Origin of the sequence: Wolbachia endosymbiont of Kerria lacca (genome assembly GCF_051602725.1) — a bacterium.
Taxonomy (GTDB): Bacteria; Pseudomonadota; Alphaproteobacteria; order Rickettsiales; family Anaplasmataceae; genus Wolbachia.
In genome coordinates this window covers 1,046,477-1,073,028 of sequence record NZ_CP192272.1, presented here as the reverse complement: position 1 = coordinate 1,073,028, position 26,552 = coordinate 1,046,477, and the positions used below count along the sequence as shown (strand labels likewise).

General features: G+C 34.3%; 24 protein-coding genes. 13 read left to right on the top strand and 11 right to left on the bottom strand.

Annotated elements, in window-relative coordinates:
- The first annotated feature begins 35 nt into the window (after window positions 1–35).
- From ACQ4M0_RS04950 to ACQ4M0_RS04940, 3 genes are read left to right on the top strand one after another with little or no spacing between them, the layout of a single operon-like run.
- Window positions 36–2,060: a ComEC/Rec2 family competence protein gene (locus ACQ4M0_RS04950; protein WP_026097260.1), complete on the top strand. Its 2,025-nt coding sequence runs from the start codon at window positions 36–38 to the stop codon at window positions 2,058–2,060.
- A gap of 41 nt (window positions 2,061–2,101) precedes the next feature.
- On the top strand, window positions 2,102–3,910 hold the full coding sequence (locus tag ACQ4M0_RS04945; RefSeq protein WP_438456320.1) for a hypothetical protein: 1,809 nt from the start codon (window positions 2,102–2,104) through the stop codon (window positions 3,908–3,910).
- Between the two features lie 21 nt (window positions 3,911–3,931).
- The gene (locus ACQ4M0_RS04940) at window positions 3,932–4,864 is read left to right on the top strand and encodes an RluA family pseudouridine synthase (protein WP_264684877.1); all 933 of its coding nucleotides are present in this window, start codon (window positions 3,932–3,934) and stop codon (window positions 4,862–4,864) included.
- Between the two features lie 6 nt (window positions 4,865–4,870).
- Here the strand turns inward: ACQ4M0_RS04940 and ACQ4M0_RS04935 are convergent, their stop codons facing one another.
- The 4 genes from ACQ4M0_RS04935 to ACQ4M0_RS04920 form a co-directional block, all read right to left on the bottom strand.
- On the bottom strand, window positions 4,871–5,218 hold the full coding sequence (locus ACQ4M0_RS04935) for a diacylglycerol kinase (protein ID WP_007302306.1): 348 nt from the start codon (window positions 5,216–5,218) through the stop codon (window positions 4,871–4,873).
- Between the two features lie 271 nt (window positions 5,219–5,489).
- On the bottom strand, window positions 5,490–8,765 hold the full coding sequence (carB, locus tag ACQ4M0_RS04930; protein WP_438456319.1) for a carbamoyl-phosphate synthase large subunit: 3,276 nt from the start codon (window positions 8,763–8,765) through the stop codon (window positions 5,490–5,492).
- A 116-nt stretch (window positions 8,766–8,881) separates the two neighbouring features.
- Window positions 8,882–9,646 carry an SDR family oxidoreductase gene (locus ACQ4M0_RS04925; RefSeq protein ID WP_006013430.1) on the bottom strand — a complete coding sequence of 255 codons (765 nt, stop codon included), beginning with the start codon at window positions 9,644–9,646 and terminating at the stop codon, window positions 8,882–8,884.
- Complete coding sequence (locus tag ACQ4M0_RS04920) at window positions 9,633–10,448, bottom strand: YihY/virulence factor BrkB family protein (protein ID WP_265025189.1); 816 nt, start codon at window positions 10,446–10,448, stop codon at window positions 9,633–9,635. The genes ACQ4M0_RS04925 and ACQ4M0_RS04920 overlap by 14 nt, the downstream gene beginning before the upstream one ends.
- A gap of 128 nt (window positions 10,449–10,576) precedes the next feature.
- Here ACQ4M0_RS04920 and ACQ4M0_RS04915 point away from each other — a divergent pair, with 128 nt between their 5' ends.
- The 3 genes from ACQ4M0_RS04915 to ACQ4M0_RS04905 all read left to right on the top strand — a co-directional run bounded on the left by ACQ4M0_RS04915 (window position 10,577) and on the right by ACQ4M0_RS04905 (window position 12,124).
- Entirely contained in the window at window positions 10,577–10,930 is a 354-nt protein-coding gene (locus ACQ4M0_RS04915) for a TrbC/VirB2 family protein (RefSeq protein ID WP_214303143.1), read from the top strand.
- 86 nt (window positions 10,931–11,016) lie between these two features.
- Window positions 11,017–11,151 (top strand): hypothetical protein, encoded by a 135-nt coding sequence (locus ACQ4M0_RS04910; RefSeq protein ID WP_264687584.1) that lies wholly within the window; start codon window positions 11,017–11,019, stop codon window positions 11,149–11,151.
- Window positions 11,152–11,167: 16 nt separating this feature from the next.
- The gene (locus ACQ4M0_RS04905) at window positions 11,168–12,124 is read left to right on the top strand and encodes an IS5 family transposase (protein WP_213863789.1); all 957 of its coding nucleotides are present in this window, start codon (window positions 11,168–11,170) and stop codon (window positions 12,122–12,124) included.
- A gap of 647 nt (window positions 12,125–12,771) precedes the next feature.
- Here the strand turns inward: ACQ4M0_RS04905 and purF are convergent.
- Window positions 12,772–14,157 carry an amidophosphoribosyltransferase gene (gene purF, locus ACQ4M0_RS04900; protein WP_052265009.1) on the bottom strand — a complete coding sequence of 462 codons (1,386 nt, stop codon included), beginning with the start codon at window positions 14,155–14,157 and terminating at the stop codon, window positions 12,772–12,774.
- Window positions 14,158–14,406: 249 nt separating this feature from the next.
- Here purF and ACQ4M0_RS04895 point away from each other — a divergent pair, with 249 nt between their 5' ends.
- A complete protein-coding gene (locus ACQ4M0_RS04895; protein WP_438456318.1) occupies window positions 14,407–15,639 on the top strand; it encodes a hypothetical protein in 1,233 nt (410 codons plus the stop codon).
- 131 nt (window positions 15,640–15,770) lie between these two features.
- Here the strand turns inward: ACQ4M0_RS04895 and ACQ4M0_RS04890 are convergent, their stop codons facing one another.
- The 3 genes from ACQ4M0_RS04890 to def all read right to left on the bottom strand — a co-directional run bounded on the left by ACQ4M0_RS04890 (window position 15,771) and on the right by def (window position 18,046).
- Window positions 15,771–16,298 (bottom strand): demethoxyubiquinone hydroxylase family protein, encoded by a 528-nt coding sequence (locus ACQ4M0_RS04890; protein ID WP_007302313.1) that lies wholly within the window; start codon window positions 16,296–16,298, stop codon window positions 15,771–15,773.
- 445 nt (window positions 16,299–16,743) lie between these two features.
- Window positions 16,744–17,517 carry a uracil-DNA glycosylase gene (locus ACQ4M0_RS04885; protein ID WP_010403847.1) on the bottom strand — a complete coding sequence of 258 codons (774 nt, stop codon included), beginning with the start codon at window positions 17,515–17,517 and terminating at the stop codon, window positions 16,744–16,746.
- A complete protein-coding gene (gene def / locus ACQ4M0_RS04880) occupies window positions 17,507–18,046 on the bottom strand; it encodes a peptide deformylase (RefSeq protein ID WP_264376708.1) in 540 nt (179 codons plus the stop codon). Before def ends, ACQ4M0_RS04885 begins: the two co-directional genes overlap by 11 nt.
- 137 nt (window positions 18,047–18,183) lie before the next feature.
- Here def and ftsA point away from each other — a divergent pair, with 137 nt between their 5' ends.
- Window positions 18,184–19,422 (top strand): cell division protein FtsA, encoded by a 1,239-nt coding sequence (gene ftsA / locus ACQ4M0_RS04875; RefSeq protein ID WP_438456317.1) that lies wholly within the window; start codon window positions 18,184–18,186, stop codon window positions 19,420–19,422.
- 117 nt (window positions 19,423–19,539) lie between these two features.
- The gene (gene map, locus ACQ4M0_RS04870; RefSeq protein WP_213863864.1) at window positions 19,540–20,322 is read left to right on the top strand and encodes a type I methionyl aminopeptidase; all 783 of its coding nucleotides are present in this window, start codon (window positions 19,540–19,542) and stop codon (window positions 20,320–20,322) included.
- Window positions 20,323–20,352: 30 nt separating this feature from the next.
- Here the strand turns inward: map and ACQ4M0_RS04865 are convergent, their stop codons facing one another.
- Window positions 20,353–21,564, bottom strand: a complete 1,212-nt coding sequence (locus ACQ4M0_RS04865) for an MFS transporter (RefSeq protein ID WP_012481950.1) — start codon at window positions 21,562–21,564, stop codon at window positions 20,353–20,355.
- Window positions 21,565–21,769: 205 nt separating this feature from the next.
- On the opposite strand from ACQ4M0_RS04865, the gene rsmH reads away from it, so the two are divergent.
- Complete coding sequence (gene rsmH, locus ACQ4M0_RS04860; RefSeq protein WP_213863862.1) at window positions 21,770–22,654, top strand: 16S rRNA (cytosine(1402)-N(4))-methyltransferase RsmH; 885 nt, start codon at window positions 21,770–21,772, stop codon at window positions 22,652–22,654.
- Between the two features lie 326 nt (window positions 22,655–22,980).
- Here rsmH and ACQ4M0_RS04855 read toward each other — a convergent pair whose 3' ends face one another.
- The gene (locus tag ACQ4M0_RS04855) at window positions 22,981–23,280 is read right to left on the bottom strand and encodes an ETC complex I subunit (RefSeq protein ID WP_438456316.1); all 300 of its coding nucleotides are present in this window, start codon (window positions 23,278–23,280) and stop codon (window positions 22,981–22,983) included.
- A gap of 142 nt (window positions 23,281–23,422) precedes the next feature.
- Here ACQ4M0_RS04855 and ACQ4M0_RS04850 point away from each other — a divergent pair, with 142 nt between their 5' ends.
- Both ACQ4M0_RS04850 and pth read left to right on the top strand, forming a co-directional pair.
- Window positions 23,423–24,034: a 50S ribosomal protein L25/general stress protein Ctc gene (locus ACQ4M0_RS04850; RefSeq protein ID WP_007302321.1), complete on the top strand. Its 612-nt coding sequence runs from the start codon at window positions 23,423–23,425 to the stop codon at window positions 24,032–24,034.
- Complete coding sequence (gene pth / locus ACQ4M0_RS04845; RefSeq protein WP_007302322.1) at window positions 24,034–24,597, top strand: aminoacyl-tRNA hydrolase; 564 nt, start codon at window positions 24,034–24,036, stop codon at window positions 24,595–24,597. Before ACQ4M0_RS04850 ends, pth begins: the two co-directional genes overlap by 1 nt.
- Before the next feature lie 34 nt (window positions 24,598–24,631).
- On the opposite strand, the gene recA is transcribed toward pth, so the two are convergent.
- Complete coding sequence (gene recA / locus ACQ4M0_RS04840; RefSeq protein WP_007302323.1) at window positions 24,632–25,699, bottom strand: recombinase RecA; 1,068 nt, start codon at window positions 25,697–25,699, stop codon at window positions 24,632–24,634.
- A gap of 114 nt (window positions 25,700–25,813) precedes the next feature.
- On the opposite strand from recA, the gene truA reads away from it, so the two are divergent.
- A complete protein-coding gene (gene truA / locus ACQ4M0_RS04835; protein WP_007302324.1) occupies window positions 25,814–26,551 on the top strand; it encodes a tRNA pseudouridine(38-40) synthase TruA in 738 nt (245 codons plus the stop codon).
- The last annotated feature ends 1 nt before the right edge of the window (window position 26,552 follow it).

Below are 26,552 nucleotides of genomic sequence, written 5' to 3'. Positions count from 1 at the left end.
TACATATATTTATATATCTATTAACCTTTCTTAACATGATAGTAAATTATATACATAACAATCTGTGCAATGAAAAATATAACTTGATATTGTGGTTCCCTATTTTTCAGTGTGCAGGAATTTTAACCTATTTCTCATTAAATTTTGAACCAAGCTGTGCTTTCACTATATCTATTTTTCTCTTGCTTTCACCTATACTAATTCTGATTGCAATATTATACAGGAAATACGCAATATTATGCATTTCTTTAATTGCAGTGCTCATAGGATTTACAGCCAGCAAATTCAGAACAGATTCAGTTAATACTCATATTCTTGATAAGGAAAGGTATGTGAAAGATATTGTTGCTACAGTGAAGGATATTAACGATAGGGGCTCATATAAACAATTTTTGCTTTATGAAATAAAAAACACGAAGTTCAAGCTGGATAACATCAGAATATCAGTTAAAACAAAAGCGGAAGAAGGCATTAAAATAGGGGATCAAGTAAAATTATCAGCAAAACTCTTTCCTCCAAAAATTGCGCCTTCGGAATATGCATATGATTTTGCAAGAATAGCATATTATCAGAAAATAAGTGCAACAGGCTTTGCAACAAGCAAAATAGTCCTGTACAAAAAGGCTGAAGCAAGAAAATTTCAAGAGTATATAGAATCTTTCCGTCAATATATCTATGAAAACCTACAGCAAAATACCAAAAAGCCACACGCGGACATAATCTCTGCATTATTAATTGGCAAAAAAGACGGGATAGATCAAAAAACTATGAATGCGATACGAGATTCAGGTATAGCACATTTATTCGCTATATCTGGTTTACATTTATCGTTTGTTGCTGGTCTATTTTTTATAGTATTCCGTAATTTATTTGCAATATCTGAAACTTTGACTCTTAAATATAACACTAAAAAAATATCTGCATTCTTTACTATCTTGCCAACTACCTTTTATTTGTTGATTACCGGTATGCAAATTTCTGCTCAGCGTGCCTACATCATGGTGATCTTGGTACTTGTTGCAATAATCATAGAAAGGAAATATCGAGGATTAATAGCAATTGCGTTTGCTGCTTCGGTGATACTCATAGTGGAGCCAGAAGCAATCTTAAAGCCAGGTTTTCAAATGTCATTTTCTGCTGTTTTGGCACTAGTTGCCAGCTATCAGATCAATGCTAATAAGTTATTCAAAATAAAAATAATAAAATATTTTGTGTCGATAATGATCAGCTCAGTCATAGCAAGTTTAGCAACTGTTCCGTACACAATATACAATTTTAACTATTTTTCAATCAGTGGCATTATCACAAATTTGATTGCTATACCAATAGTTACACTCATTATTATTCCACTTGGAATAATTTATGTTTTATTGATTCCTTTAGGTATTGAATGGATTATAGCGCCATTTATAGAGCGCCCAATTGACAGTATCTTGTGTATAACAAATGCAATCGCTAGTCTTCAGTATTTGGTTATTCCCACTCGCACTTTTCCTGGCTCATCAATTATTATAATAACACTTGGGTTATTGTGGCTATGCTTGTGGGAAAGGAATTGGCGTTTTTTTGGAATTTTCTTTATTGTGCTGGGTATTTTCTCTAGCGCTATGTATAGAACCCCTGACATCCTGGTCAGTATTGATAATCTTGCTGTAAAAGAAGATGACAGTTTACTATATTCTCTTACTAGGAAAAATAGGAACTTTGTTGTCAAAACATGGGCTAAACAAAACGGGCAGAATCAAATTTTGAATCACACTAAATTCAGTAATTCAAACAAAAGGCTAAAATGTAATGATTATGACTGTACATATAATAAAGGAAATAATAAGTCAGTGTTGCTAGCTCATAAAAGAGAAGATATTTTAGAAAATTGTAACAATGTCGATCTAGTAATTCAGTTAAGCAAGTTTAACTATCCAGCTTGCAATACTAAAATCATCAAATACTCTGACTTAGAGGCATATGGCACACACTCTGTTTGGCTAGCAAATAGTGGCATAAAGGTTAGCAAAGTCCGTTCTAATCGTCCTTGGCATAAGCCAAAAAACTTGTTTTAAAAGTGTTATTAGTATATAATTAATTAGGTGCTAGGAAGTTTATGCCTTTAGATATAATAAATCCTTTAAGTGTTAAAGTAGATCATAATTTTGCCAAAATAGATGATGCTATTGGTTTTTTCCCTAGATTATGGCATGCAGCAAAGAAATATTCCGTAAGTAACACTCTACCTATAGCAGCTGTAAATACTTGGCTTCAATTTTCTTTGGCTTATGTAGCTGCAATAATAATAACTAGTAATAATTTAAGCTTTATTACAGATATTTTTAACCCAACATTCATGCCAATTTACACTTTGGTTTCTATTATTCTTTTAACAACTTTTGCAGCCTCTTCTGCTATGAGATATATGCATAAGCAGAAGATAAAAGAAGGAAAAAAGCCGATAGAGGAATTAATAAATGATAAAATTAGAGGTGGCAAAGACAACGAGATAAGTGAACTTGCTGAAAATGCTCTAAAAATAGAGATAAAACAAAATTTAAGTTTTACAAGTCACAAAAAAGCAAGCTTTTCAATAATTTTGCCAATCTCTGAAAATCAAAAAAAAATATTAGATGATCAAAGACAAGAGAATAAGAATAAGGCAATTTTTCTTACCATACCATATGTAATTAGTGCTGTAATTATAGTTGGTGCGTTAATACAAAATAGACTGAGCTTTGCCAATATTCAGGATTTGGAATGGGCCATAGTTGCACTGGCTAGTATCATTGCTATTGTTGGGATATGTATAACATTCAGCAAGCTAAAAAACAATGAGATAAACAATAATCATAATATTGTTAAAAAGTTTAACAATTTGGATATTCTCTTTCCATTCAGAAGAGGTGGGGTTGTATCGGTAATAGAAAAAAAGACAAAAGATGAGGAAGAAAATGATTCTATATCTCAATTGATAAAATTACTTGATAAGCACTTGACTGATTTTACAGATAAAATTGTTGCTTCATTTGATAAGCAGCTAGATGAAGTTAAAGATCTACTTGATAATAGCCTTCTAAAGCCTGCAAATGATGAAATTCAAGAAACACTTGTTCATCTACAAGGAATTAGAGGAGACATCAAAAAAGATTTAGATAAGTTGCACAAGGAAATCTCGCCCATTTTAAGTGAAGCTAAAGGGCTGGTAAAAAGAGCAAGTTCACTAAACATTGAAAGTATTTTTTCTAGTTTAGATAATGCTATTAAAATCGCTGAAGATAAGGTTGAGCGATTTGAACCAAGCAGATTTGTTGGCTTTTTTAAATCTGGGGAAAGCACAGTTAGCGATGATCCTTTGTTTATAGATATGTTGGAAAAGCAAAAAAAAGAGGCGGAAAAGATAAAGAAGGAATTAGAAGAAGAACTAAAAAAAGTAAAAGATGAACTAGAGGAATTAAAGAATAAACAGACTCAATCAAATGAACCTAATAGCAGTGAAGGCAGTATTACTGCTACTCCTTTTGACAAACAACGGGATGAAGAGAAAAAAGCAAAAGAAAAAAATAGACTATTAAAATCAAAAAAAAGGATGAAAGAGCTGGAGCAAGAAAATGCAAAATTGGAAAAAGAATTATCTGAACAAGAAAAAATGGATGAATGGAGAAAAAAAGTTAACGGTAAAGCAAGTGACTTTCTATATTATTTATTAGAGTCTATTAAGCTAGAAGAAAAAGATAAAAAAGAGGAAAAGAGGGAGTTAACGCTACGGGATTTTGATAATAAAATAATAATTTACTGGAAAGATGGCTCTCAAATAATTTGCCATATTAAAAAACAAGACGGCCTTCAAATTCAACCTAGTACAAAAGTTGATTTTGTGAATCCAGATGTTCATGCAGCATTCAAAGTAGCTTGCGCAGGGTAGTGACCATAGATATAACCTTAAATGTTAATAGTGACGAAAAAAAAATTAAGGCTAGATACTTACATAGCTAAAAAGTGCAACATATCACGCAGTAAAGCGCAAAGATTGATACAAGATGAGCGGGTAACATTATTTGGCACGCCGATAATTAATAATGACCACATAGTAAAACCAGGTGAAGAGTATATAGTACATCTCGTTCAACCTGACATATCCACATCAATTGAACCTAACTATAATATAAAGCTTGATATCATCTACGAAGATGGGGACATTATAGTTCTGAGTAAACAAAGTAGATTAACAGTACACCCAGGTGCTGGAACAAACAATGATACACTCCTGAATGCAGTGATCGCTCACCTTGGCAAAATTCCATATACAAATACAAGACCAGGAATTGTTCACAGGCTTGATAAAGATACTAGTGGACTCATGGTAATTGCAAAAAATGAACAATCCCACAGCTTCTTGTCTGAACTGCTATCAAATCGTAAAATAAAAAGGGAATACTTAGCAGTAATTTGGGGAGCATTACCTAATCTGCAAGGAACAGTAAAAACCCATATTGCTCCAAAACGCAGTAATAAAGAAATGATGTGTGTCACAAAAACAGCAGGTAAATTAGCAATCACTCATTATTCAGTGAAGAAAATTATAGGGCAAGCAAGCCTGGTTAAATGTACTTTAGAGACAGGCAGAACACACCAAATTCGAGTACACATGAGCCACATAGGACATTCTGTAGTTGGTGATCAAGTTTACGGAAAAAATAGTAGTAAAAGTGAAAAACATGCTAAAAACTCTGACTTTATCCGTAATTTCAATAGACAGGCACTACATGCTCACACGCTAGGCTTATATCATCCAAAAAGTAAAGAATATATAGAATTTGTTTCTGATTTACCACAAGACATGCAAGTCTTAATCGGTGAATTTGAAAATATATCTTAACAACATTCATATCAATATTATCATCCATGTTATCAAGAAATTAATTAATGAGAGAAAAACTGCTGCACTACCTAGATCTTTCACTTTTTTTGAAAGTATATGTTGTTCACTGGAAATACGCTCAATTGTTGTTTCAAAAGCAGTGTTAATAATTTCTACAATTAACACCAAAAATAGGCTACTTACCATTACTGCACGTTCTAAATTACTTACATCTAAAACAAACAAAGTTGAAACACATATTATAAAAAGCAGTAACTCCTGTCTAAACGCAACTTCTGATACAAAAGCTGATTTTATTCCTTCACAGGAGTATTGAATTGCTTTTATTAGACGAGTAATGCTTTTCTTCATTATCAATTTTGGAAACTCAATGAACTACACTTATTGCACTCAGGTAAAAAATGCATGAAAACACCTTTCAGTCGTGATCACTTACAAAGATTTTTAAGTTAAAGTCTAGCATATTGTTTGAATCAAGAAAATTAGTACAAAGCCTTTCAACAAACGCTCAAGGCAGTTATATATTGATACTGACACAAAAATCCTTTAATTAAATTTCTCTCGCCTTAGCTTACACGATCCTCATTTTGAAATAAGTAATAATTTATTATAGTCTTGATATTTAAACATTTTGTATCTGCTGTAATGATTTCACTTCCAATTTGCTATTCTTTACATATTGAATTGCAAGCGCTAACGCTTTACTCCCAGAAGCTGTGGTGCTATAAGCTATATTTTGCAAAATAGCAGTTCTCCTGATATCTTTGCTATCTGAAACTGATTTCACACCTTTTGAGGTATTGATTACTAGATTTATTTTTCCATCTTTGAGCATATCAACTATGTGGGGTCTGCCTTCTCTCACTTTATTTACAGCTTTTGCAGCAATGCCGTTATTGTTCAGATACGAAGCTGTGCCTTTGGTGGCATATATTTCAAAACTCAGTTCTTTCAACATTCGTGCAACAGTCAATATATACTCTTTATCATCATCTTTTACTGAAATCAGAGCTGTTCCTTCTGTTGGTAACTTGTATCCTGCAGCCATGTGCACTTTTGCAAGTGCAGCTTCGAAAGATGAGTCAATTCCCATCACTTCTCCTGTTGATTTCATTTCAGGACCAAGTAAAGTATCAACTCCTGCAAAGCGGGTAAATGGAAAAACAGCAGCTTTAACTGCAAAATGATTGAAAGGCTTGTTTTCCTGATTCAAAATTTTACCCAAAATAACCTGAGTGGCAAGCTTTGCAATAGGAATATTGATTACCTTGGAAATAAAAGGAACGGTTCGACTAGCTCGTAAATTTACTTCAAGTATGCATACATCACTCTCTTGAACAGCAAACTGAATGTTTATCAGACCTTTCGCTTCTAGTGCAAGAGCTATTCTTTCAGTTTGGAGCTCGATCTCTTTTATTACTTCGTCACTCAATGTGTTTGTCGGTATTGAGCATGTTGAATCGCCAGAGTGGATACCAGCTTCTTCAATATGCTCCATGACCGCTGCAATGAAAACTTTTTCCCCATCACACACAGCATCAACGTCAACCTCAACTGCATTGACTAAAAATTTATCAAGAAGAAGCGATCCGTGTTCAAAAATTTTGGTTTGATTCAAGACATACTCTTTAAAGCTCTGAGTATCATGTCTAATCGACATAGACTGACCGCCGAGGACATATGATGGCCTAACTACTAGTGGAAACCCCACCTTTTCTGCGTTGGTTAACGCTTCTTCTACTGAATGGCAGATAGAACTTTCAGGTTGTTTTAAATTAAGTTGCAAAGCAAGGTTTTTAAACCTCATGCGATCTTCTGCAAGGTCAATAGAATCAAACGAAGTTCCCAGAATTTTGAAACCTCTCTCGTTAAGCACTTTGGCTAACTTTAAAGGTGTTTGACCACCTATTTGAACTATTACACCAACCAGTGTGCCATTTTCTTGCTCTTTGCTTAGTATTTCAAGCACATCCTCTGCAATCAGTGGGGCGAAATATAAACGATCAGCGGTATCATAATCAGTTGAAACGGTTTCTGGATTACAGTTAATCATTATTGTTTCATACCCCATTTCTTTGGCGGCAGAAGCTGCATGTACGCATGCATAATCAAACTCAATACCTTGACCAATGCGATTTGGACCACTTCCTAAAATGACAACCTTTTCTCGGTCAGAAACATCTGCTTCGCACTCCATTCCCTCTGTCATCCGAGTAGCTGACACTGGGATCCATTCTTCCTTATCTCTAGTCACACGCTGGATTGTGTTATTCTCATAACAGCCATACATATAAGCAGTGCTCGATTCAAATTCAGCTGCACAGGTGTCTACACGCTTATAAACTGGATTAACATCAAATTTTTTCCTTATTGCTTCAATTTGTTCTACTTTCTTATTGCTTAATTTTGCCAATCTTGCATCTGAAAACCCCATTTTTTTCAGCTCTAACATTTCATATGCAGTTCCAGGAAGGCCGTTTTCCTTGATTTTTTGTTCAGCCAAGATGATTTGCTGTATATTTTGCAGAAACCATAAGTCATATCCTGTAATCGAATTTATTTCTTCTATGCTAATTCCGTGACGCATTGCGTCAGCAGCAATCAGTAATCTGTTTGGCAGCAATTTTGCTAATTGAGATTTAACATCTGTGTCTTCAGAAAACACTTCATCAAGTCCCGTGAGCCCTGTTTCAAGTGAGCGAAAAGCTTTCTGTAGTGACTCATTAAAAGTGCGGCCTATAGACATTACTTCTCCCACTGATTTCATGGAGGTTGATAGTTCACAATTCGTCCCCTTAAATTTCTCAAACTCAAATCGAGGAATTTTAGTGACGATATAATCAATCACTGGTTCGAATGCAGCAGGTATAACTGGAGCACAGTCGTTACATATTTCATCGAGCGAATAGCCAATAGCAAGTTTAGTTACAACTTTTGCAATAGGATAGCCTGTTGCTTTCGAAGCAAGTGCAGAGGAGCGAGAAACCCTTGGATTCATTTCAATTACAACGAGGCTTCCATCTTCTTTAGGATTCACTGCAAACTGAACATTTGCACCACCGGCGCTAACATCAATTTCTCTCAACACTGCTATAGATGCATTTCTCATTTGTTGATATTCAGCATCACGCAGAGTCAAAGCAGGAGCAACTGTGATACTATCTCCGGTGTGCACTCCCATTGGATCAATATTTTCTATTGAACACACTATTATACAGTTATCCTTGCAGTCACGGATAACTTCCATTTCATATTCCTTCCAGCCCATAATTGATTCATCTATCTGAACTTCATTTATTGGTGAAATTTTTAGAGCACTTTCTGCAATATTGAAAAACTCCTCTTTATTGTATGCTATGCCGCTACCTGCGCCACCAAGAGTGAATGATGAACGGATGATTGCTGGTAATCCAATGTAATCCAAAGCCTTTTTTATTTGTTCTTGATTTTTTATAATGATACTTTTGGGGTATTTTAGACCTATTTTATCCATGGATTGGCGAAATAATTCTCTATCTTCCGCTTTTTTTATTGCTTCTCTATTTACTCCTATTAATTCTACGTTGTATTTGTCTAACACTCCATCATCTGCAAGTTTTATTGCGCAATTGAGTGCTGTTTGCCCGCCCATTGTTGGCAATATTGCATCTGGCATCTCCTTAATTATAATTTTCTCTATGATTTCAGGTAGCACCGGCTCAATATAAGTTGCATCAGAGAATTCAGGATCTGTCATTATAGTTGCGGGGTTGGAGTTAACTAAAATGACTTTATAACCTTCACTTTTTAATACTTTACAGCTTTGCGTTCCAGAATAATCAAACTCGCATGCCTGACCTATAACTATTGGGCCTGCTCCTATTACTAATATAGATTCTATATCTGTGCGTTTTGGCATAATTACAATAATAGTCTCGACTCAAATAATGTTACCAATCTTTCCTGTGTATGTGAATTTTTATTAAACCTAACTACCTTTAGGCTTAACAGTATCTTTGCAGATACTATGGTAATTTACTCGGGAGATTTGCTAAGTGGTAAGATTTGTCCTGATATGCTACAATCTTCAGAAGCAAGTTCTACAAATTTGTCTGTCAGTTTATCAGGTGGCACCAATTCAGATATATCTTTTCCCGAAAATGCTTGCTTATACATTTCACTATCGATAGGCCCTTCCGAATACACGGCATTTATGCATAAGTTCGTATGTTTTGTCTCAGATGCATATATCTTCACCATTGCTTCTAGTGCAGCCTTACTTGCAGCATATGGTACCCAATATGGATAAGAGGAAGGAGAAAGTGTTATCTCTGAGGTCATGAATATCGCTCTTCCAGCATTAGACTTTTTTAGTATTGGACCCAAATTTTTTAGCAAGTACCAACTGGCAGTAAAATTTGTATTCATTACGTTCTGTAGATCTTCAAGCTCACAATCATGAACAGAGCTCAACTTACCTAAAATTTCAGTGCATGCAATCAGTATATCAAGTGTTCCAGATTCTGATAATTTTGGGCTTTCTATCATATTTGCCAGTTTTTCTACGTTTTCAAAGTCTAAAAGGTCAAGCTGAATTAGTTTCACAGAGCCTTCTTTCAGCTCTTCAATTTCGTTATACAATGGCTTGAGATTATCAAGAGATCTGGAAATCAGAATTACACATGCACCTTCTTTTACAAATCTTTTTGCAACAGAAGAGCCTATTCCACCTGAAGCTCCGGTAATTAAAGCTATTTTACCTTCTAAGTCACCCATTTCTTTCTCCTTAGCAAGATCCATTGAAATATTTTAGCTGAAAATTAAATTTTGCTCCATATATAAAAATCAAACTTAGCACATAAAAAAATAGTAACGATACTATCACACCACCTAAACTTCCATATATCAAATTCAGTTGGTCAAAGGAAGCTTTTAAGTATTGCTTGAAAGCTGAAGCAGAGATCGTCCAAAGAATAACAGCTACACAAGATCCGGGAAATACGTCTGATAAGTTTTGTTTTATGTTTGGCAATGTAAAATATAGCCAAGATACTATAGTAAAAAGCAAAAACTCAATAAGTAAATATCTAGTATAACTTAGCCCTTGGTAAGAAAAATCAATTAACATTGGCACTAATGTAAAAAATACTATAGTCAGAGTTGTAACAAGCGTAATTGCTAAAAATTGTAATATACTGAGCACCCTTCTCCATATATAAGGCGATGAAACCGGGACTTTATAGGCCTTATTCAATATCGTTCTGAATCCTTCAATTGTCGATGAGGCAGTCCAAACAGCGCCTACAATTGCCAAGGTTAATAAGCTTTGCGGAGGGCCTGATATTATCTCCCTAATACGTGGCATCAAAGATGATAAAATATCCTGTGGCATGTTATCAATAATAAATGCCCAGCCGACATTGTATTGATCTAAGAAATTTGCGAACGTTGATGCCATGGCCATTAAAACAATAAGAAAAGGAAATATTGATAACAGGATTAAAAATGATAGATATCCTGCGTGCTCCACTCCATCATTATAAATTGTGTCAATTAAAGCACGATAAAGGCAATAAACGATACTATAAAATTTCTGTAGCACTTGTAATATAAATAAACTAAGAAAAGTATTCTAAATGAAATAAAGCATACTTTTAAGCAAAAAATCCTCACCGTTTACTTAAATTTAATCAAAATGATAGATAATCCAGCGTTAAATACGGAGGCATAATGAAAAATTTTCTTCTACTTGTAGCTTTAATTCTTTCCTTTGCATTTGATAATGCTTTTGCTGCTGCTGTTACTGATGATGCAACAACCAATACAATATGCAAAATAGTAGGCTATACTCACGGTATAGGCGGGCCTATGATTACAATAGTGATAATAGGTGCAGCATTGCTGGCAATATTTGGCAGAATGCCATGGCCAGCGCTTTTTGCACTTGGTGCATTTACTGCTGTGTTTTTTGGTGCACCTGTAGTTGTTTCAAAAATAGTACCAGGTGGTGTGATTTGTAAAGATGGTGCAACTGCTTGCCCTGATGGTAAAAGATGGGATGCAACAAAAAATACATGCGTATAATAAGCATTAAAGCTTCAAAACATTAGCAAATGGTGCTTCTTTAAGGAGCACCATCATTGCACGAACTTGTGATTTAAGAGCAATTTTTGCCAGTTCATCCAAGTACTGGTTTACTTTATGACGGTGTCATCCCAGTGCTTGACACTGGGATGGCTTTGTTGCACCACTCAAGGAAAGAACAGGCAGTTACTGATGGAATTTGTTATAAAATAGATATTTAGCCGACAAAGGAAAAATATGCCAATAAGAATGAAAGTCAGTAACTGCAATGAATATAACAAATTTCTTCAAGAAAGGGGAAATGTTTTTCATTATATCAACGATGCCATTGAAAATTGGTACGAAAATAGTCCAAAAGTAGCAGGTGGCAACAATGTCTACAGCGACAAAGTAGTGATTCTAATTCACATAATAACCTATCTATTCAGGATTGGTCTTAGGCAAACAGTGGGATTTATAGAGAAATATCTTGAGCAAATAGGGAAAATTTTGCAAATTATCAGCTATTCGCAGGCTTCAAGAAGGTTTAAAAAGCTTAATATCAAAATCAACGACTGCAGAGTTGATAAGAACGATATGGAAGATATTGAAATTGCTATAGATAGTACAGGTATCAGCATCTACAATAATATTCCAGGCCATAGTAAGGCAAATGGTACAGATAGAAAGTATCGCCGCTATGAGCAAACAAGAAAGCTACATGTAATGCTAGAGATAGGTAGTAAAAAAGTTATAGCTGCAAAATACAGTAGTGGAGTTTATTCCGACCACTATGGAGCCTGTGATCTTATTGAAAGAGTGGATACCAAGTATAACATAAGCACGATATATGCAGATAGGGCATATAATCGAAAGAAGTTATACAAACTGTGCGATGAGCTTGACATAAAGACAAGGATTCCTCCGCAAAATAATGCAGTAGAGCATCCAAAGTTGGATTATATGAATGAGAGAAATTCTACAATCAAGCTCATAAAGTCATATGATGAAGATGGTATGAAGAGGTGGAAAAAAGAGATAAATTATTGGAAGAGATCTTATATAGAAAGTTTTTTCTCGCGACTGAAGCAAATATTTGGATTTAGTTTTAGGAATAAATCTGAGATTAATCGTGAGAAGGAACTGCTACTCAAGTGTTATTTGCTTAACAAATTTACTGAAATAGGCATGGCTAAGTTTGATATAGCTTCATGAATTTATTATACATTACCCACTATCCGAAGAGCTGTGCAACAAAGCCCACTGGGATCCAGGAAATTTGATTGGATATTAAGTTTATGAGCATAAAAGCAGTTAATTTTATGTTAAAACACAACATTTTTGATGAGGCTGTATTAAGAGATGGATCCCAGTGTCAGCTACTCGGATGACACCATTTGCTACGCAATTTACTTTCAAAAATGAATGCTCGTACAGCTGTGTGTCAGCTACTTACATAACACCTCTCGAAAATTACTTTAGTTGCAAATATTAAGAAATTTACCAAATGAAGAAAAAAGGCAAAAGAATCCCCGTGTGACAAGTTTTATAATGTAAATTGGCGCTATAATAATGTGCTAACAAGCGCGTTTTGGCTGAATGTAGAAAAAATAAAAAAAGCCGCTATAATTTTTGTGTAATTTGCCAATAAATATTTGAGTTTTTTACTGATTTTGTAATTGAGCCTGCAGGTCAAAAATAAGGATAAATATTCTTGGTATCATAGTAAAGGGAATGACGAAATTTGTAAAGTAGTTTTCACTCAAATGACGCCCAGGCAAAAACTATATGGTTATGCAAAAAATCTATTTTTAAAACTGTTAATATAACATAGAAAAAACCTCACCTTTATTAATAATAGATTACTTACCAATTGGGTAGTCACCAGTGAAACAAGCATCACAATATTGCGGTGTAGCGTTGTTACGTTTTTCTTCTTTAACAGCCCTGTATAGGCCATCAATACTCAAGAAGGCTAGGCTATCTATTCCTATAACTTCCTTAATTTCCTCTACAGATTTATTTGCAGCAATTAAATCTTTGCACTCTGGCGTATCTATTCCATAAAAACAAGAGTGCTTAATTGGTGGACATGAAATCTTTAGGTGAATTTCTTTTACTCCTGCATCTTTTAACATAACTATTATACTTCTGAGCGTGCTACCACGCACTATACTATCGTCTATTAAAATTATGTTTTTACCCTTTAAAATATGCTTATTAGCATTGAACTTTAATTTTATTCTAACCTTACGTATTTCAGGGATTGGCTGTATAAATGTTCTTCCTATATAATGATTACGAATTATCCCCAGTTCCATAGGTAATCCTGAATGCTTTGCATATCCAATAGCTGCAGGTATTCCAGAATCAGGTATTGGTACAATCATATCTACATTGTTCTTTGGTGGACTTTCCTTTGCAAGTATTCTTCCTATTTCTTTTCTTGTATCGTATATAGACCTATTCTCCATTATGCTGTCTGGTCTTGAAAAATAAACGTATTCAAAAATACAAAAACTTGATTTTTGCTTTGGGAAAGGAAACATTGAGGCTAGCTTACTATCCGAACTGATGGTAACTAATTCGCCTGGTTCTATTTCTCTAATAAACTCTGCATTTATTATATCAAGAGCACAAGTTTCAGATGCAAGAACGTAAGAACCGTTTAACTTTCCTAAAACAAGAGGCCTGATTCCAGATGGATCACGTACTCCAATAACTACTTCTTGATTGATTGCCACAAAAGAATAAGCACCTTGTATTTGCTTTAATGCATATATAAAACTCTCTAAAAAGCTATCTTTTTCACCGCTTGCTGTCAGATGCACTACTACTTCTGTATCAATATCTGACTGAAAAACACACTCTTGTTTAATTAATTGTTCGCGTATCGGAGAAATATTAATTAAATTACCATTATGTGCTATGGCGAAATCTCCAAATTTGCCACTTTTGCCAAACATGGGCTGCACTCCAAATTTACTACCACTGGTTGAGTATCGAACATGACCTATTGCACAATCTCCAGGTAAGGATTTCTTTATTTCATCTATATCATCAAATACGCTGCTCACTTGACCTTGAAAGTGATAAGAGAGCAGCTTATCGTTGTTACTGGTTACTACACCAAAAGACTCTTGACCTCTATGCTGCAAAGCGTGGAGAGCAAGTATAGAGTTAAAAGCAGCACTTTGGTTGCAACTTATGCCAAATACCCCACACTCCTCATGTACTTCATCAAGCATGAAAAATATTAAATAAAGCCTGATTGTACTTTAGTAGAGGTAAAGTACAAGAATTTTATTTGTTAATCCCTTTCAAAGTTGAAGCTTTCTACGGTAGTTTTGATGTATACCAGAAAGTAGATTATATGCAATTAACCAATTTTGAGATTTTTGACAATTTTTTAGCACTGAAGAGAAAAAGATATTTTTATTGACTTATCTATGTATTGAAGTAATCACTAAAAAGTTTTATTGGTTATGGTATATAATATGTCTAAGCAAGTAGGTAAACAAGGTGAAAGTAATCTTATTTTAGAGCCTGAACAGTTCTCTAACAGCTTCTTCAATAGTCAACAGAGTAGTTCATCAAATCCAAAATTACTGACTATAAGTCGTAAAGATAGGCATATGGATTTAATCAAGAAAAGGTACGCAAAAAACAAAGATGTTGCAGAATATCTAAGAAGTTATGACTTTATTAAAAGAGCAGAAGAATTGTCAATAATTTATCTTTTTGAGCGAGACTCATCTTCTACGAAATTGCAAATACCATTGACTACAGATGAACAAATTCTAGTTAAAAAATTTTGTGATGAGATGATAAAAGGTATAACAGAACACGATGAGCAAGAAAGCGTTTTAAAGTACATGGAACGCATAATAGAGGGTTATTTAAATCAAGGAATAAGATTAAACTCATATTACGGTAAGGATAATAAGACTGTAACAAATTTTATATTTGAAAAAATGGAAGAATTAATTAATCGCTTTCATGCAAATCCACACAATTCAACTACAAAAAATATCATACAAAAGATCACTCGTAATTTAGTGTTAAAAGGTGGGGTAGAAAAAGGATTATCTTTTTATAGCGATATTGAAGGCGGATATTACGGCTCTAATTATTTAAATGATCTTAACGAACAATGTAAGAGTAAGAAAAAAATGCTAGAGGGTCTAGCATATGAAGGTATTGTGAAAGAAAATAACAAGCAAATTGATAAATATGATCTTGAAGTAGAAGTAGATAATAAATATTTTTATATTAAGTATCCACAAGGTAGTATTGTTGAAATTGCGAGAACTTTAAATAATGAAAAAGCTAAGGATTTAGAAGTTGGCATATTTCAGATTGAGAAAAATATAGTAAAAGTTGAAATTACAGAAGATGGAAAAAGAAATTACACAGATATCTTAAAAGGTGGTATTGAAATATTTTTTACTACTAAAATAGGAGAGATTAGTATTTATCTACGGAAAGATGGTAACAAAATGGTAGTAGAAATTGATGAGAAAAGCAAAATAAGGTTTAGCAAGTTAGAAAACAAATCAAGCTTTGGAGGGAATTGTCTTATACAGGGAAAAAGTGTTTTAGAAGTTATGGGCAAGAGTTTTGAAAATATTCCTGAGGAGTTAACTCAGACTATTAAAAACGTTCCATCTACTAGTCTTATGCAAACATGTTTACAACAACAAGAAAACTCTCATAGGGAATTAAATTAATGTATTTTTAGGATAATAATTAAGAAATTAATTATAAACATTCATACGCATTCGATTGTAGTAGAGGATATGAGGCAGCAATTAGCACAAGAACTAAAGGCAGATGTGGTTGGTTGTCAAATAGTGATTGATTAAATCAATTTAGAGAGGTAAATAGCAGCTTTGCAGCTTGTTTTTATGAACAAAGATAAAACGTTGTAGCCAAGTGCGCTTTCGGCATTGTGCTGAATTGCAATATCTCTGTGCTCTAATTCCTCATCGCGAAATTTACTTATAGTTTCTCTTAATTCCCCATCTTCTAAATGTAAGACTTGCTCCTTGTAGTGCTCTCCGATCACTTCTTCAACTGCAGCAGTGCAAGCCATAGCGGCTTTTTTACCCATCATGGCAGTTACAACACCAAGTGATACCCCTAAAGCACCCCAAACTGGCAACAAAACAGTAGGACGAACTCTTTGCTCCTTGATTTTCTCATTAAAATAGTGGAAATGTTTTTTTTCCTGCTCCTCCATTTCAATTATTTTGTCAATTATGGAAGATTTTTTAAGAATAAATTTTTGACCGGAATAAATGCAAATGGCTCCATATTCGCCAGCATGATTTACTCTAATTGCTTGTTCTAAAAAATTTCCTTTCAATTTTTTTATATTGCTTTCCAATGTCTCCTCCCTTTATTTCTGCATTAGTACTACTATAAACCAATATATTATAGAGTAAATAAAATTCCATGCGTGCATTGCACCAATATTGTGATTACAGGAACTCAAGCAGCTATAGCAACGGCAAGAGTTACTTGACGGACTCCGCCATTCTCCTTAAAATAAGGGTGAAGATATATTATTTATCTTCAGTCTGTGCAGATAAAAGGAAAAAAAGCTCGATATACTTGATGTTTAATTTTTTGCACTATGTGCACTCTATGTCTTTATAAAACTTTTACCCACATAAGCTAAAATACGCTTATCAAAGCATTTAATGCAATGAAAAACGCCAATTAAAAAAAAGGTAGTAGCTGATAGATTTTCTTTTGCCTTTTTCTCTGTTTAGTAAATTTTTCAATATTTAATGCAATTAGCCGGCACTGGGATGACAACGAGTAGTGAGCTAAACGTCCGTGTGGTTATTGGTATTATCAAGATATTCTCTAATCTTCTTTAAATCTTCCCAAGCTAAGCGTTTTTGTGCTGGTTGACGAAGTAGATAGGCTGGATGAAATATAGCGGCTGTGGTAATTGCATGAGATAAATATTGGTTAGTATAAGTATGAAATTTGCCACGCAAGTTCGATATAGTCTTTGTGTTATCAAGAAGGCTATAACATGCGATTCCTCCAACAAAAATCAGAATCTGCGGTAAAACAAGAGCAATATGCTTCTCAACAAATGGTCTGCACATATCAAGCTCTAGATCAGTTGGTTTTCTATTACCTGGTGGACGCCAAAACACGGTGTTGCTTATATATACCTTAGTGCGGTCCAGATTAATTGCACCGAGCATCTTATCGAGCAGCATTCCGCTTGCACCACAAAATGGTATGCCTTTCAGGTCTTCATTTGCTCCTGGTGCTTCACCAACAAGCATGATTTTTGCATTTGGATTACCATCGGAAAAAACAGTATTAGTTGCAGTTTTTTTTATTTCACAACCCTCAAATGACTTAACTGCACTTCTTAGTTCATCTACACTACCACATTCACTTGCAAGCTTCCTTGCTTCAATGATCCAGTCACTTGGGAACATGGCTTTTTTCTGCTCGATGACAGAAGACTGTGCAGCTCTCTCATTTTCCACTTTTTTTTCCTCTTCACCTTCAGTTAGCGTGCAGTCAACACCCACTTCATGATAGAACTTCAACAATTCTAGATCTTCATTGTTCATAGTGCCTCTTAACCTTTTGAGCTTTTTTCATAGCCATATCGTACTTCAATTTAGACAAATGTCTAACGTATAATATACCATTTAAATGATCTAACTCATGCTGAATACACCTTGCAAGCCAACCACTAGCTTTTAGCGTCTGTTCTTCGTTATTTAAATTTTTATATTTCACAGTTAAATATTTTGGACGCTTAATTTCATGGCTTTGCTCTGGAATTGAAAGGCACCCTTCTTTGAGAATTACTTGTTCACCCGATAATTCTGTAATTTCAGGATTAATCATGCAAAATTTGCCAGTTGATTCATATCCTGCTGGCCCATCTTCAGCCTTCTCTGGCTGAACGTCCATGACAAAAACTCTCTTCATCACTCCAATTTGCACTGCAGCAAGGCCAAGACCATCTTCATGGTACATAGTTTCGAACATGTCATTTACTAATTCTTTAATTTTATCGGTTATATCTATTACTTCACTGGCACGTGTAGTTAACCTTTCATCAGGGGCAATTACAATTGGCAATTTAGACATAAAATTAAAATTTTATGTTTTATTTTTTCCTTTGTACAGTATTTTGGGTATATTAAAATGTTGCTGTATTTTTAATAGAAATATAAATTATTAAAGGAAGCTACAATTTGAATGGAATTGTGTCATAAGGTCAACTAATGTACTCTGCAGTAATAATAAAACCAAAGCGAAATGTTTTTGCCGTTTTAGACGTAGGTACAACAAAAATTATCTGTCTCATTGTTAAGATCAATAGCAACTTCAGCTATAAAATAATAGGAACGGGTTATAAAAGTGCAGAAGGTATAAGCGGTGGATCAATAACTGATGCAAAGCATGCAAGTTACTCTATTTCATCAACTATAGGTTTAGCTGAGCAAGTATCAGAAGAGACTATAGACCAGATATATGTGAATGTATCCGGATGTGGAGTCTCATCTTTTAACGTATATAACGAAATTATTGCAGCTAATCACGAAATTTCAGACCGAGACATAAAACGTGTAGTCTTTCAGACATTTGAGAAATATATCGAAGAAAATGTCATCATTCACAATATACCACTGAAATATCACTTAGATGATATGACTGACATAAAGGAAGTCAGTGGATTATATGGAAAAAGATTATCTGCTGATGTTAATGTTGTCACTGCTTCGCGTCCAGCGCTTACCAATATCGAAAATTGTATAACTAATAATAGTGGGATAAGTATGGCTGGTTGTGTTGCTTCTGCATATTCTGCAGGCCTTGCCTGTCTAAGTAAAGATGAAAAAGAGCTAGGAACTGCCGTTGTTGACATAGGAGGTGGATGCACTGCAATTGGAATTTTTAAGAGAGGAAAACTTGTGTACACAAGCAGCATTCCAATTGGTGGCATTCACATTACCCGAGATATAGCTTATGGATTATGCACAAGTATAGAGCATGCTGAACGCATAAAAATACTATACGGTAGCACTATTGTAACTTCAATAGATGAGAATGAATGTATTGCAGTGCAAAGTAATGAAAGCGATGAACCAACTCAAGTGTTTAAGTCTGAACTTGTTAACATCATAAGACCAAGGGTTGAGGAAATACTTGAGCTGATAAGAGAACAATTTCAAGAACAGAAAGATCCAATTAATAAAGTAGTGATCACAGGTGGAACCAGTCAACTCACAAGCATGAAAGAAATTGCAAGCTATATATTCAATAAACAAGTCCGTATCGGATGCCCTGAATCTTGTAGCGGTCTTGATGGCGAATACGACAAAAATCCTGTATTTTCTGCTGCTTTAGGCTCTATAAAGCTAATAGTTGACACCTTTTATAGAAATAATTCTGGAATGCTTGGTCACGATGGCAAAATAAGTAAGTTATACCATTGGGTTAAATCAAAAGTCACAGTCTAGATTTTTGTCTTTATCTCTTAATATACAAATGGCTTGATCTAAGAGCTTATTTTTATAGTATTATTACACTGATGTATCCGTAAGAGAAGCAGAAAATTACAATAAAACGTAAGAAACATGAACATAACTATACATTCACAAGAAGATTTTGACTTTATGCGTAAAGCTGGCAGGCTTGCAGCTGAAACCCTTGATTTTATTGCACCACACGTCAAAGTAGGCGTAACAACTAATGAATTAAATGATCTATGTCATGATTTTATAATCAATGCAGGTGCAATTCCAGCACCACTGAATTATAAGGGATATCCGAAATCAATTTGTACTTCGAAAAATGCTGTTGTATGTCATGGTATTCCTGATGATAAACCTCTTAAAGATGGAGATATTTTAAATATTGACGTTACAGTGATTTTAAATGGCTGGTATGGTGATACAAGTCGCATGTTTTGGACCGGTAAACCCTCAATAAAAGCAAAGCGTTTGTGTAATGCTGCCTACAATGCGCTAATGGAAGCGATAAAACAAGTTAAGCCCGGCAATAAGTTAAATGAAATAGGATTTGCTATAGAAAAATATATTGAAGATTTTGGATATTCTATCGTACGCAATTATTGTGGACATGGCATAGGAAAGGTTTTTCATGCTCCACCAAATGTTGTACATTTTTATGATGAAGGTGAGGATCTTATCTTAAAAGAAGGCATGTTTTTTACGGTAGAACCAATGATCAATGCTGGAAAACATGAAACTCTGCTCAGCAAGCTAGATGGCTGGACAGTGACAACACGCGATCTTTCACTTTCTGCACAGTTTGAGCATACGCTTGGAGTCACAAAAGATGGAGTTGAAATATTTACACTATCACCTAAAAATTGGCATTTTCCACCTTATGATTAGATTTTTTAAACACTTGGTTTTTGAAAAAATCTAACTCTTAACTTGTGATATAGCAACTAACCCAATTAATGCACAGAAAATCATGTAAAAACTTGCTAAAGTTCCTTGTCCTGTAACTTTGATAATAGTTGTGCATATAAATGGTGCAAGACCACCAAAAAATCCCGAAGCTATATTTCTTGATAAACCAAATCCACTGTATCGTACCTTTATTGGGAATAATTCGCACATAAACGCGCTAACAGGACCAAGAGAAGCAGCTATTGGGATTATAAAAAGAACGTGCGCCATTATGGTGAGCAAATTATTACCACTTAGTATCATTGAAAAAACTGGATAACTTACTACTATAAAAGTCACAAATGCAAATTTCATGACTCTTTCTCTCCCTACCTTATCAGAAAGTATTGCAAATAGTATAGTCAATCCTCCAAGTGCAACCTGATTCAATATTTCTACTGCGTGATTAAAGTGAGTGTTTATTGTTGATGCAAGTAGATTAAAAAACACTAAATATATGTAAAGAGATGCATTCTCAACTATGTCAACTCCAATTGATATTAGAAAAGGTTTTTTATAGCCATTTAACAGTTCTTTTAACGGTAATTCATGTGGCTTTTCCTGCTTTTTATATTCTGGGCTTTCATCGAGTATATATCTCATATATATACTGATTAATCCTATTACAAAACTGAAAATAAAAGGCAATCTCCATCCCCAAGATTCAAAATCGGATACTTTTTTGCATATAAGCACCACTATAAGACTTAATATTGAGCCAAGAATTGCGCTCAATACTTCAATACTGCCAAAGAATCCTCTTTTATTTTTAGGAGCATGCTCTATTAAAAATGGGGCATTTCCTGCCTCTCCTCCAAGAGATATACCCTGCAATAATCTTAAACATACCACCAGTACTGATGCAAGTACCCCAATGTTCTGATACCCTGGAACAAATGCAATAAGTACGGTTGATAGAGTCATCAATATGATAGAGAGAAATAGAGCAATCCTTCTTCCATATTTATCGCCAATGTGGCCAAATATAGCAGCACCAATTGGTCTTATTAAGAAACCCACTGCAAACACTCCAAAAGCTTTAAGTATGCTGACTAATTTGTCGTCTGATGGAAAAAACACATCTCCGATTATGCTTATTAGATGGCTGAAAAGCATGTGATCATACCACAACAAAGTGTTACAAATTAAACTTGATAGTATTACTTTTGTTATTTGTTGCACGAAATCTTCCGTAATTTGTTTGATATTATAGTAATATTACTTACTTTTTCAAACGTGAATTATGTAAATGTTATATTAATAATATTATCTTATTAAATTTTTATATCGTTGATTATATTTAAATATTCTTATACTATACCTATATATTTCCATATATTTTTTGGCGAGAAAGTTATTTTAATTTAAGTGCACAAAGTCTCTTGATATGACACATACTCCAGTTTTGTTAAAAGAGATGCTATTTCAATTAGCACCACAAAGTGGTGGCATATATGTAGATGCTACATTTGGGGCTGGAGGATATAGCAAAGCAATATTGGAATCCGCTGATTGCAAAGTGTATGCAATTGATAGGGATGAAACAGTTACCAAATTTTATGATGATCTAAATGTTAAATACCCTAATAGAATAAAGTTATTTATTGAAAAGTTTAGTAATATCAAAGATTTATTAGATAGTAATAATATTAAAGGTATCAATGGAATAGTTTTCGACGTTGGAGTTTCATCTATGCAGCTTGATAATGGAGATAGAGGATTCTCATTTCTACGTGATGGCCCACTTAACATGAGCATGGATAACTATTCTCATATGAATGCTTCGACATTTGTTAACGCTTTACGTGAAGAAGAGATTGCGAACACTATATATAATTATGGGGGTGAGCGTCATTCCCGCAGAATCGCAAGAGCGATAGTAAATGCGCGGAAGAAGAAAATTATCAAAACTACATTTGAACTTGCGGATATTGTACGTTCTGTAGTGTTTCGTGGAAAAAGCAAGATTGACCCTGCAACTAGGACATTTCAGGCAATCAGAATATGGGTAAATGATGAGCTAGGAGAGCTTGAAAAGGGTATTAAAGCTGCATCTGAGATTTTAAGTGAAAACGGCAAATTAATTGTAGTTACCTTTCATTCTCTAGAAGATCGTATAGTTAAAACCCTTTTTAAAGATTTGTGTGAACCAGGACCTACCAAGACATTCTCCCTTTTAAACAAAAAAGTGATTAAAGCAAGTGCGGAAGAAATAAATGCAAATCCGCGTGCGCGTTCAGCAAAATTAAGAGCTATACAGAGGTTATCATGAGGACCTTTCGTGCCATTTCAATAATTATGTTTTTCTTCAGCATTGTAGGATTATTTAAGGTAAAATTATATGTCCAATCACTAAATAAATAGCTAACACAAATAAAGCGTGAAATTAATTTAGTGCAAAGCAACATAAAAGTTCTTCAAGCAGAATGAAGTTATTTGAGTAATCCAAAAAAACTTGCAGTCTTACGGAGAAATACCTAAAAAATAACTCTTTGATACTAGCTAGCCAGGTTCAACTTTCTAAATAGCCGCAGTGCGTTAGCAAAATCATAGTAACGATTAGGTTTAGGTTTTTAGATAAACACACTACAATAAAATTTACTTTAGTATAAAGTTATTTGCATAAGATTTTGGCAGTCTTTTAACATCTTTTGGCATTTCAATTGTGTAATTTGTGTTGTGTTTCTTTGCGTAAGATATTGCTTTTTCAAGAGAATCAAACTTTAATACAATCTGTTTTTGGGGATCTTTTGAGCCAACCCATCCCATCAAAGGTTCAATATAGTAAGAACAAGGCTCAATTTTTAGGTACCAGAATTTTGTATTACCTAAGCCAGATTGTGTTGCAGTTTTTGTTGGCTTATACATCTTAAAAACTACTTGATCGTTAATACTCATAGCTCTTACTACGTAATCTTAAGTATATATCTAAATAAATTTTTCCACAAAGAATTAGTGTGAAAGAATGAAGTTTGAAATAAATATTTTTATGTTATATTATTAAATTATATAAAAAGGATTAGCTGAATAGGAGTAATCGATGGCACAGCAAGAAATGGTAACAATTAATGCAGAGTTACGTGATGTAAAAAAAAAGAAAGCGATGCAGGCTCTGAGGGAGAAGGGAAGTATACCTGCAGTTATATATGGTAAAGGGCATGATAACGTAAATTTGACATTGTCTGCAAAGGAATTTACTAAACAATATAAATCAGGTGCTCTTTCTGCACATTTAATAGAACTAGATATTTCAGGGAAAAAAGAATATGCTCTTGTTCGTGATATTCAATGGCATGTAGTAAAGGATACTGTGCAACATGTTGATTTTCAGTTTGTTGATAAAGGTAGTGAAATTAAAATAGATATACCTTTATCATTCATCAATGAAAGTAAATCACCAGGAATCAAATTAGGTGGAGTGCTTAATGTTCTGTGTCGTTCTATTACTGTCAAATGCTCTCCTGAGAAAATACCTCAAGTCATAGAAATTGATTTGTCTGGCAAAATGATTGGTCAGTCTATACATATCAATGATGTAAAATTGCCAGAAGGTGTTAAATTTGTAGCTCATGAGGAAGAAAATTTCACCATTGTAACAATCTCTGCTGCCGATAGTGATGTTGAAGAGACTCAAACAAAAACAGAGGAGTAGTGCATTTAATAGCTGGGCTTGGTAATCCTGGTAGTCAATATGAGTTAACTCATCATAATATTGGTTTTATCGTTATTGACGCAATCTACAAATATTGGAATTTTCAGTCATTTTCTAAGAAAGCCGATTACTTGATAACCTCTGGCATAATTAACAATAATAAAGTTATGCTAATAAAGCCTTATTCGTTTATGAATAATTCAGGTATTCCTGTTGCAAAAATAAAAAATTTTTACAAATTATCGCTAGACAATATTGTTGTCATACATGATGATGCTGACTTGAAATTTGGAAGAATAAAAGTAAAAAAAGGTGGTAGTTCTGCTGGACATAATGGACTTAAGTCTATAGATAGCTTTATTGGTAATGATTATTGGCGTTTAAGATTTGGAGTAGGCAGGCCTGAAGGTCAGAAAAGCTTAGCAGACTATGTGTTATCAAAATTTGAAAATTTTGATAACGTTATCCTCTTAGTGGAAAAAATAGCAAAAAATATACACCTAATGCTGCAAGGAGATACCACAGCTTTTATCAACTCGGTTGAGAGTGAAACTTTAGTATAGCAAACGAATACTGCCCAATACAAACTAATTTAGATTAGAATACTGATTCTTCTAGAAGTTGTTCGCGTTCCTCTTCTATTGCAATGGAATTATCATGATTTTTAAATAAATCTCTGATTTTTGTTTCTATTTCACTTGCAATTTCTTTGTTTGCCTTGAGGTAACTTTTTACATTTTCTCTTCCTTGGCCAAGACGCGTATTGTTATATGAATAATAAGCACCTGCCTTTTCAAGTACACCAAGTTTTGCTCCTATATCTATTATTTCTCCAAGTTTTGATATGCCTTCATTGTACATTATATCAAATTTTGCCTCTCTAAACGGAGGAGCAACTTTATTTTTTACAACTTTAACTCTCGTTTCATTACCCGTAATATTCTCCTTATCCTTTATCGCACCAACTTTTCTTATATCAAGTCTTATAGAAGTATAGAATTTTAACGCATTTCCACCAGTGGTAGTTTCAGGATTTCCATATACTACTCCTATTTTCATACGAATTTGGTTGATAAATATCAATATACAGTTTGCTTTTGAAACTACAGAAGTTAGTTTCCTGAGTCCATGGCTTAGAAGTCTTGCTTGTAGTCCCATGTGCTGATCGCCCATATCCCCTTCAATTTCAGCTCTTGGAGTTAGTGCTGCAACAGAATCAATAACTATTACATCAACTGCACTAGAACACACTAAATACTCAACAATATGCAACGCCTGCTCTCCAGTGTCTGGTTGTGAAATTACCAAATCATCAGTTTTCACTCCAAGTTTACGAGCATATATAACATCCAGTGCGTGTTCCGCATCGATAAATGCACATAAACCTCCTTTTTTCTGTGCTTCAGCAATTACATGCAAAGCAAGGGTAGTTTTACCAGAACTCTCAGGGCCAAATATCTCAATTATACGTCCTTTTGGCAATCCCCCAACACCCAGAGCTGAATCAAGTGCAATCGACCCTGTAGATATCGTGTCTATTTTTTCTACAGGATTTTGCTTTAGTTTCATTATTGCACCTTTACCGAATGCTTTTTCAATTTGACTTATTGCATTATCTAGTGCTTTTTGCTTATCATTATTTCTTTCTTCTGGATTATGTGCCATGGATCATTTATTAACTTGTATAGTCTCCATGGTAATTGAACGCAACCAATCTGCCAAGGGTTTTTTAATAACGAAGAACGTTAGTTACCTAAAATTAGATAGATAGACTTTGTAGTGCGATACAAAATAACGATAGAATACAATGGTAGTAGTTTCTCTGGCTGGCAAAAGCAACAACACTCTGCTAACTCAATTCAGGAAACCATAGAAAACGCTATATTTAATTTCAGTGGCGAGAGAGTCTCTTTGCATTGTGGTGGCAGAACTGACACAGGGGTTCATGCTTTAGGGCAAGTTGCTCATTTCAATATGGAAAGGCAATTTGAGCTTTACAGAATAAGAAATGGAATAAACTATCACTTAAAAGCGATTCCTATAGTTGTGCTTAGTGCAGAAGCCGTAGATGATGCATTTCATGCGCGATTTTCAGCAAAAAAAAGATATTATGAATATAGAATAATTAATCGCTACGCTCCTGCAGCTCTGGAAATCGGTTATGTGTGGCAAGTATTTAACCCACTTGACGTAAACATCATGCGTGAAGCTGCTAGACACCTGCTTGGAAAACATAATCTTTCAAGCTTTCGCTCAAAAGATTGTCAAGCTACAAATCCGGTCAGAACAATCGATGATATTGATATAGTACAAAACGGAAGTCACATATACATCAAAATATCTGCGATTTCCTTTTTACATAACCAGGTGAGGATTATTGTTGGTACTTTAGTTGAATTTGGAAAAAATAGAACTAATCCACAAGAAATGCTAAACATATTAAGTCAATGTAAAAGAAACGCTGCTGGAATCACTGCACCGCCTCACGGCTTATACTTAGTAAAGATAGATTACTAGC

Bases quoted from the DNA above. Each gene is read 5' to 3' on its own strand.
- ACQ4M0_RS04950 (WP_026097260.1), top strand. From the start codon at position 36: ATGATAGTAAATTATATACATAACAATCTGTGCAATGAAAAATATAAC.
- ACQ4M0_RS04945 (WP_438456320.1), top strand. From the start codon at position 2,102: ATGCCTTTAGATATAATAAATCCTTTAAGTGTTAAAGTAGATCATAAT.
- ACQ4M0_RS04940 (WP_264684877.1), top strand. From the start codon at position 3,932: ATGTTAATAGTGACGAAAAAAAAATTAAGGCTAGATACTTACATAGCT.
- ACQ4M0_RS04935 (WP_007302306.1), bottom strand. From the start codon at position 5,218: ATGAAGAAAAGCATTACTCGTCTAATAAAAGCAATTCAATACTCCTGT.
- carB (WP_438456319.1), bottom strand. From the start codon at position 8,765: ATGCCAAAACGCACAGATATAGAATCTATATTAGTAATAGGAGCAGGC.
- ACQ4M0_RS04925 (WP_006013430.1), bottom strand. From the start codon at position 9,646: ATGGATCTTGCTAAGGAGAAAGAAATGGGTGACTTAGAAGGTAAAATA.
- ACQ4M0_RS04915 (WP_214303143.1), top strand. From the start codon at position 10,577: ATGAAAAATTTTCTTCTACTTGTAGCTTTAATTCTTTCCTTTGCATTT.
- ACQ4M0_RS04905 (WP_213863789.1), top strand. From the start codon at position 11,168: ATGCCAATAAGAATGAAAGTCAGTAACTGCAATGAATATAACAAATTT.
- purF (WP_052265009.1), bottom strand. From the start codon at position 14,157: ATGCTTGATGAAGTACATGAGGAGTGTGGGGTATTTGGCATAAGTTGC.
- ACQ4M0_RS04895 (WP_438456318.1), top strand. From the start codon at position 14,407: ATGTCTAAGCAAGTAGGTAAACAAGGTGAAAGTAATCTTATTTTAGAG.
- ACQ4M0_RS04885 (WP_010403847.1), bottom strand. From the start codon at position 17,517: ATGAACAATGAAGATCTAGAATTGTTGAAGTTCTATCATGAAGTGGGT.
- def (WP_264376708.1), bottom strand. From the start codon at position 18,046: ATGTCTAAATTGCCAATTGTAATTGCCCCTGATGAAAGGTTAACTACA.
- ftsA (WP_438456317.1), top strand. From the start codon at position 18,184: ATGTACTCTGCAGTAATAATAAAACCAAAGCGAAATGTTTTTGCCGTT.
- map (WP_213863864.1), top strand. From the start codon at position 19,540: ATGAACATAACTATACATTCACAAGAAGATTTTGACTTTATGCGTAAA.
- rsmH (WP_213863862.1), top strand. From the start codon at position 21,770: ATGACACATACTCCAGTTTTGTTAAAAGAGATGCTATTTCAATTAGCA.
- ACQ4M0_RS04855 (WP_438456316.1), bottom strand. From the start codon at position 23,280: ATGAGTATTAACGATCAAGTAGTTTTTAAGATGTATAAGCCAACAAAA.
- ACQ4M0_RS04850 (WP_007302321.1), top strand. From the start codon at position 23,423: ATGGCACAGCAAGAAATGGTAACAATTAATGCAGAGTTACGTGATGTA.
- recA (WP_007302323.1), bottom strand. From the start codon at position 25,699: ATGGCACATAATCCAGAAGAAAGAAATAATGATAAGCAAAAAGCACTA.